This is a genomic window from Pseudomonas umsongensis (assembly GCF_002236105.1).
GTDB lineage: Bacteria > Pseudomonadota > Gammaproteobacteria > Pseudomonadales > Pseudomonadaceae > Aquipseudomonas > Aquipseudomonas umsongensis.
Genome location: NZ_NIWU01000008.1, coordinates 269,773 through 276,224 on the forward strand (window position 1 = coordinate 269,773; position 6,452 = coordinate 276,224).

The 6,452-nt window shown below is 55.3% G+C and carries 2 protein-coding genes and 2 rRNA genes; 1 reads left to right on the forward strand and 3 read right to left on the reverse strand.

Annotation, left to right across the window (positions count from 1 at the left end; all coding sequences use genetic code 11):
* Positions 1–7: 7 nt before the first annotated feature.
* A complete protein-coding gene (gene sorB / locus PSUM_RS28350) occupies positions 8–655 on the forward strand; it encodes a SorB family sulfite dehydrogenase c-type cytochrome subunit (RefSeq protein WP_020795726.1) in 648 nt (215 codons plus the stop codon).
* Positions 656–920: 265 nt separating this feature from the next.
* On the opposite strand, the gene mrdA is transcribed toward sorB, so the two are convergent.
* The 3 genes from mrdA to PSUM_RS28365 all read right to left on the reverse strand — a co-directional run bounded on the left by mrdA (position 921) and on the right by PSUM_RS28365 (position 6,289).
* Positions 921–2,813 carry a penicillin-binding protein 2 gene (gene mrdA, locus PSUM_RS28355; protein ID WP_020795728.1) on the reverse strand — a complete coding sequence of 631 codons (1,893 nt, stop codon included), beginning with the start codon at positions 2,811–2,813 and terminating at the stop codon, positions 921–923.
* Positions 2,814–3,111: 298 nt separating this feature from the next.
* Positions 3,112–3,227: ribosomal RNA gene (rrf, locus tag PSUM_RS28360) — 5S ribosomal RNA — on the reverse strand.
* 168 nt (positions 3,228–3,395) lie between these two features.
* Positions 3,396–6,289: ribosomal RNA gene (locus tag PSUM_RS28365) — 23S ribosomal RNA — on the reverse strand.
* Positions 6,290–6,452 lie beyond the last annotated feature (163 nt).

The window sequence follows — 6,452 nt, forward strand, 5'->3', positions numbered from 1 at the left end:
GAGCTGCATGAAATCCATGAAATTCATGACCCGCTGGCTGTGCGCGGCGCAAATTTTCCTGGCTGGCATGGCCAGCGCAGCGCCACTGTCGATCACCTTGCCGCCCGAAACGGCTGCGTTCAAACCCAGTGCGCTGCCCGGCTACCCATTGGCCCAGCAGAAATGCTCCACCTGCCATTCTGCCGATTACATCAGCTTCCAGCCTCCGGGCATGAGCCTGGCGCAGTGGACGGCAGAAGCGGGCAAGATGCAACACGTGTACGGTGCGCCGATCAGCGATCAGGACGTGACCATTATCGGCGCCTACCTGGCGGCCACGTACGGCAGTGCAAAGGCGAGCGATGCCGATGTGCAAGCCGCCTCGAATCCGTCGGCGGGCCAACCCACGCCAGCCCCTGTGGCAAAAGTCGACGCCACGGCCTTGCTGCAGAACAACGCGTGCCTGTCCTGCCATGCGATCGATCACAAGGTCGTCGGCCCGGCTTATAAAGATGTGGCTGCCAAATACGCCAACGACCCGCAGGCACTAGCCAAGGTTACGTCCAGCATTGCGCACGGCGGTAGCGGCAAATGGGGGGATATCCCGATGCCACCTTTTGCGCAGTTAAGCCCGGAGAATCTGCACAGCCTGGCGACGTTCATCCTGCACCAGTGAGCCGGCCGTAAGACAGCCGACCTGATTACAGGTCTGGACGCAATCCATTGCAGGAGCAAGCTTGCTCGCGATGGACGTGAACGATACCGCGCCCTGCCTGGATGTGCGCGTTGTCTGGAAGTCCATCGCGAGCAGGCTCGCTCCTACAGAGGAGCGTGACCTGGATCACTCAGCTTTCCGACATTAGAGAACGCGACACAGGGCCTGACAAAGGATCGATCTTGAAGGCATGGTGGCATGGGATCATCCATGCCGAACACAGGATTCAGACGTGAGGATCGCCCGGTACCTTGCTCGGCACTGCGTATTGCGGCTTGAGATGACCGTCCTGATCAAGTAGCCAGGCGTCCATGATCTGCCGCACAACAGGGCCGGCGACACGACCGCCGGCCTCGCCGTTTTCGATCATCACCGAAATCACGATTTGCGGATGTTCGGCCGGGGCGAAACCGACGAACAGGGCATTGTCGCGGTTGCGCTCGCGGGTTTTCTCGCGGTTATAACGCTCGCCCTGCTTGATCGCCACCACTTGCGCGGTACCACTCTTGCCGGCAATACGGTATTGCGCCCCCGCTGCCGACGCGCGGGCGATACCGCGGGCATCGTGCATGACCATCTGCATGCCGTGGTTGACCTGCTCCCAGTCGCGCGGGTCCTTGAGCAGGATGTTCGGCATCGGATGCTCGTCTACGGGCGCGACACCGTCCACGGTCCTGGCCAGGTGCGGACGGTTCCACACGCCTTTGTTGGCGATCAGCGCCGTGGCCTGGGCCAGTTGCAGCGGCGTGACCTGCATGTAGCCTTGGCCGATGCCAAGGATCACGGTTTCACCAGGGAACCATGGCTGACGACGCGTGGCGCGCTTCCAGGCCTGGGACGGCATCAAGCCGGGAGACTCTTCGAACATGTCCAGCGAGACCTTTTCCCCGAGGCCGAACATGGCCATGTAGTCATGCAGCCGATCGATGCCCAGCTTGTGCGCGAGGTCGTAGAAGTAGGTGTCGTTGGAACGCATGATCGCCGCGTCCATGTCCACCCAACCGTCGCCGCTGTGGTTCCAGTTGCGGTACTTGTGATCGAAGTCCGGGAGTTGGTAATACCCCGGATCGAAGACTCGGGTCTGCGGCGTGACGATGCCGGCGTCGAGCCCGGCAATCGCGACTTCGGGCTTGATGGTCGAGCCCGGCGCGTAGAGCCCGCGCAGCACGCGGTTGAACAGCGGTCGGTCAATGGAATCGCGTAGCGTCGAATATTCCCTGGAGCTGATGCCGGTGACGAACAGGTTGGGATCGAAACTCGGGTTGCTGACCATGGCCAGCACTTCACCGGTCGACGGATCAAGCGCGACCACCGAGCCACGACGATCGCCCAAGGCGTGCTCGGCGGCCTCCTGCAGCTTGACGTCCAGGCTCAGGACGATGTTTTCACCGGGCACCGGGTCCGTGTGCTTGAGTACGCGCAACACGCGGCCCTGGGCATTGGTTTCAACTTCCTCGTAACCGACATGACCGTGCAGTTGCGACTCGTAGAATTTTTCGATCCCGGTCTTGCCGATGGATTGGGTGCCTCGATACTCGACCGTATCCAGCACCTTGGATTCTTTCTCGTTGATCCGTCCGACATAGCCGACTGAATGCGCGAAGTGTTCGCCCAACGGATAATGGCGCACAAACTGCGGCTCGACATCGATGCCCGGCAAGCGGAACTCATTGACCGCCAACACCGCGATCTGCTCCTCGCTCAGTTCATAGAACAAGGTTACCGGCACAAACGGGTGCCGCGCCTGTTTCATCGCCTTGTCGAACAGCGTGCGGTCTTCAGCCGGCAGGTGCAGCAGGTTGACCACTTCGTCCAGCTCTTGGTTGACATCGGAGGCGCGTTCGCGAGTGATGGTCAGGTTGTAGCTGGGTCGGTTGTCCGCCAGGACCACGCCATTGCGGTCATAGATCAAGCCACGGGTAGGCGTGATCGGCAGCACATGCACACGGTTGTTTTCGGAAATCGTGGAGTGATACTCGAATTCCACCACCTGCAGGACGTACAGGCGCACCACCAGAGCACAGGTAATGGCGCCGACTAACAAGGCGCAGGCCATCAGTCGCTTGTTGACCAGTCGCGTCTCTTTTTCGTGGTCTTTGATCGGAATCGGCTGAGGCATTTCTGTGGCAACTCTTTGGAAAAAAAACACCGATCCCTGGTTTGAAAACGGGCCGCTAAAAAAACGAGCTGCACCATACCAAAACGGAGTGATCGCTTTCGTGTCATTTTCTTTAAGTGTGTAGGCGCGAGCATGCTCCGGGCGGCGTTTCGACGGTGGGCGTTAACGATAAGGCTGGGGCCTGATATTCCGTGGCGCTCTCCGGTTCTTCGCGAGCATGCTCGCTCCTACAGGGGGAAAATCGGGCACAAAGACAAAACCCCTACCTGCATGCGCAGATAGGGGTTTTGGAATTTAATCTTGACGATGACCTACTCTCACATGGGGAAACCCCACACTACCATCGGCGATGCATCGTTTCACTTCTGAGTTCGGGATGGGATCAGGTGGTTCCAACGCTCTATGGTCGTCAAGAAATTCGGGTACTGAGTCGTGACCAGATGGCCTCGCATCAGCAAATTGGGTATGTGATAGCTTCGGTGTTTTGTGAGCTTCGAACTTTCGGTTCGTTTCGTCTTCACACACCGCAATCTGGTCTCTTTCGTCTTTTCAACTAGGAGTATCAAATTGCTTGGGTGTTATATGGTCAAGCCTCACGGGCAATTAGTATTGGTTAGCTCAACGCCTCACAGCGCTTACACACCCAACCTATCAACGTCGTAGTCTTCGACGGCCCTTCAGGGGACTCAAGGTCCCAGTGAGATCTCATCTTGAGGCTAGTTTCCCGCTTAGATGCTTTCAGCGGTTATCTATTCCGAACATAGCTACCCGGCAATGCCACTGGCGTGACAACCGGAACACCAGAGGTTCGTCCACTCCGGTCCTCTCGTACTAGGAGCAGCCCCTCTCAAATCTCAAACGTCCACGGCAGATAGGGACCGAACTGTCTCACGACGTTCTAAACCCAGCTCGCGTACCACTTTAAATGGCGAACAGCCATACCCTTGGGACCGGCTTCAGCCCCAGGATGTGATGAGCCGACATCGAGGTGCCAAACACCGCCGTCGATATGAACTCTTGGGCGGTATCAGCCTGTTATCCCCGGAGTACCTTTTATCCGTTGAGCGATGGCCCTTCCATACAGAACCACCGGATCACTAAGACCTACTTTCGTACCTGCTCGACGTGTCTGTCTCGCAGTCAAGCGCGCTTTTGCCTTTATACTCTACGACCGATTTCCGACCGGTCTGAGCGCACCTTCGTACTCCTCCGTTACTCTTTAGGAGGAGACCGCCCCAGTCAAACTACCCACCATACACTGTCCTCGATCCGGATAACGGACCTGAGTTAGAACCTCAAAGTTGCCAGGGTGGTATTTCAAGGATGGCTCCACGCGAACTGGCGTCCACGCTTCAAAGCCTCCCACCTATCCTACACAAGCAAATTCAAAGTCCAGTGCAAAGCTATAGTAAAGGTTCACGGGGTCTTTCCGTCTAGCCGCGGATACACTGCATCTTCACAGCGATTTCAATTTCACTGAGTCTCGGGTGGAGACAGCGCCGCCATCGTTACGCCATTCGTGCAGGTCGGAACTTACCCGACAAGGAATTTCGCTACCTTAGGACCGTTATAGTTACGGCCGCCGTTTACCGGGGCTTCGATCAAGAGCTTCGCGTTAGCTAACCCCATCAATTAACCTTCCGGCACCGGGCAGGCGTCACACCCTATACGTCCACTTTCGTGTTTGCAGAGTGCTGTGTTTTTAATAAACAGTCGCAGCGGCCTGGTATCTTCGACCGGCGTGGGCTTACGCAGTAAATGCTTCACCCTCACCGGCGCACCTTCTCCCGAAGTTACGGTGCCATTTTGCCTAGTTCCTTCACCCGAGTTCTCTCAAGCGCCTTGGTATTCTCTACCCAACCACCTGTGTCGGTTTGGGGTACGGTTCCTGGTTATCTGAAGCTTAGAAGCTTTTCTTGGAAGCATGGCATCAACCACTTCGTCACCTGAAAGGTAACTCGTCATCAGCTCTCGGCCTTGGAATCCCGGATTTACCTAAGATTCCAGCCTACCACCTTAAACTTGGACAACCAACGCCAAGCTGGCCTAGCCTTCTCCGTCCCTCCATCGCAATAACCAGAAGTACAGGAATATTAACCTGTTTTCCATCGACTACGCTTTTCAGCCTCGCCTTAGGGACCGACTAACCCTGCGTCGATTAACGTTGCGCAGGAAACCTTGGTCTTTCGGCGTGGGTGTTTTTCACACCCATTGTCGTTACTCATGTCAGCATTCGCACTTCTGATACCTCCAGCAAGCTTCTCAACTCACCTTCACAGGCTTACAGAACGCTCCTCTACCGCATCATCCGAAGATGATACCCGTAGCTTCGGTGTATGGTTTGAGCCCCGTTACATCTTCCGCGCAGGCCGACTCGACTAGTGAGCTATTACGCTTTCTTTAAAGGGTGGCTGCTTCTAAGCCAACCTCCTAGCTGTCTAAGCCTTCCCACATCGTTTCCCACTTAACCATAACTTTGGGACCTTAGCTGACGGTCTGGGTTGTTTCCCTTTTCACGACGGACGTTAGCACCCGCCGTGTGTCTCCCATGCTCGGCACTTGTAGGTATTCGGAGTTTGCATCGGTTTGGTAAGTCGGGATGACCCCCTAGCCGAAACAGTGCTCTACCCCCTACAGTGATACATGAGGCGCTACCTAAATAGCTTTCGAGGAGAACCAGCTATCTCCGAGCTTGATTAGCCTTTCACTCCGATCCACAGGTCATCCGCTAACTTTTCAACGGTAGTCGGTTCGGTCCTCCAGTCAGTGTTACCTAACCTTCAACCTGCCCATGGATAGATCGCCCGGTTTCGGGTCTATTCCCAGCGACTAGACGCCCTATTAAGACTCGCTTTCGCTACGCCTCCCCTATTCGGTTAAGCTCGCCACTGAAAATAAGTCGCTGACCCATTATACAAAAGGTACGCAGTCACAGAACAAAGTCTGCTCCCACTGCTTGTACGCATACGGTTTCAGGATCTATTTCACTCCCCTCTCCGGGGTTCTTTTCGCCTTTCCCTCACGGTACTAGTTCACTATCGGTCAGTCAGTAGTATTTAGCCTTGGAGGATGGTCCCCCCATATTCAGACAAAGTTTCTCGTGCTCCGTCCTACTCGATTTCATGACTAAGAGATTTTCGCGTACAGGGCTATCACCCACTATGGCCGCACTTTCCAGAGCGTTCCGCTAATCTCAAAGCCACTTAAGGGCTAGTCCCCGTTCGCTCGCCACTACTAAGGGAATCTCGGTTGATTTCTTTTCCTCAGGGTACTTAGATGTTTCAGTTCCCCTGGTTCGCCTCTTGCACCTATGTATTCAGTACAAGATAACCATCTTATGATGGCTGGGTTCCCCCATTCAGACATCTCCGGATCAAAGTCTGTTTGCCGACTCCCCGAAGCTTTTCGCAGGCTACCACGTCTTTCATCGCCTCTGACTGCCAAGGCATCCACCGTATGCGCTTCTTCACTTGACCATATAACCCCAAGCAATCTGGTTATACTATGAAGACGACATTCGCCGAAAATTCGAATTTCTCAACTAAGAGAACTCACAAATTTTACCTTAGCCTGATCCGTTACCAGTGAAAGTAACGTTCAGTCTATCTTTCTATCACATACCCAAATTTTTAAAGAACG

Coding starts and splice junctions, on each gene's coding strand:
- sorB (WP_020795726.1), top strand. CDS start 8: ATGAAATCCATGAAATTCATGACCCGCTGGCTGTGCGCGGCGCAAATT.
- mrdA (WP_020795728.1), bottom strand. CDS start 2,813: ATGCCTCAGCCGATTCCGATCAAAGACCACGAAAAAGAGACGCGACTG.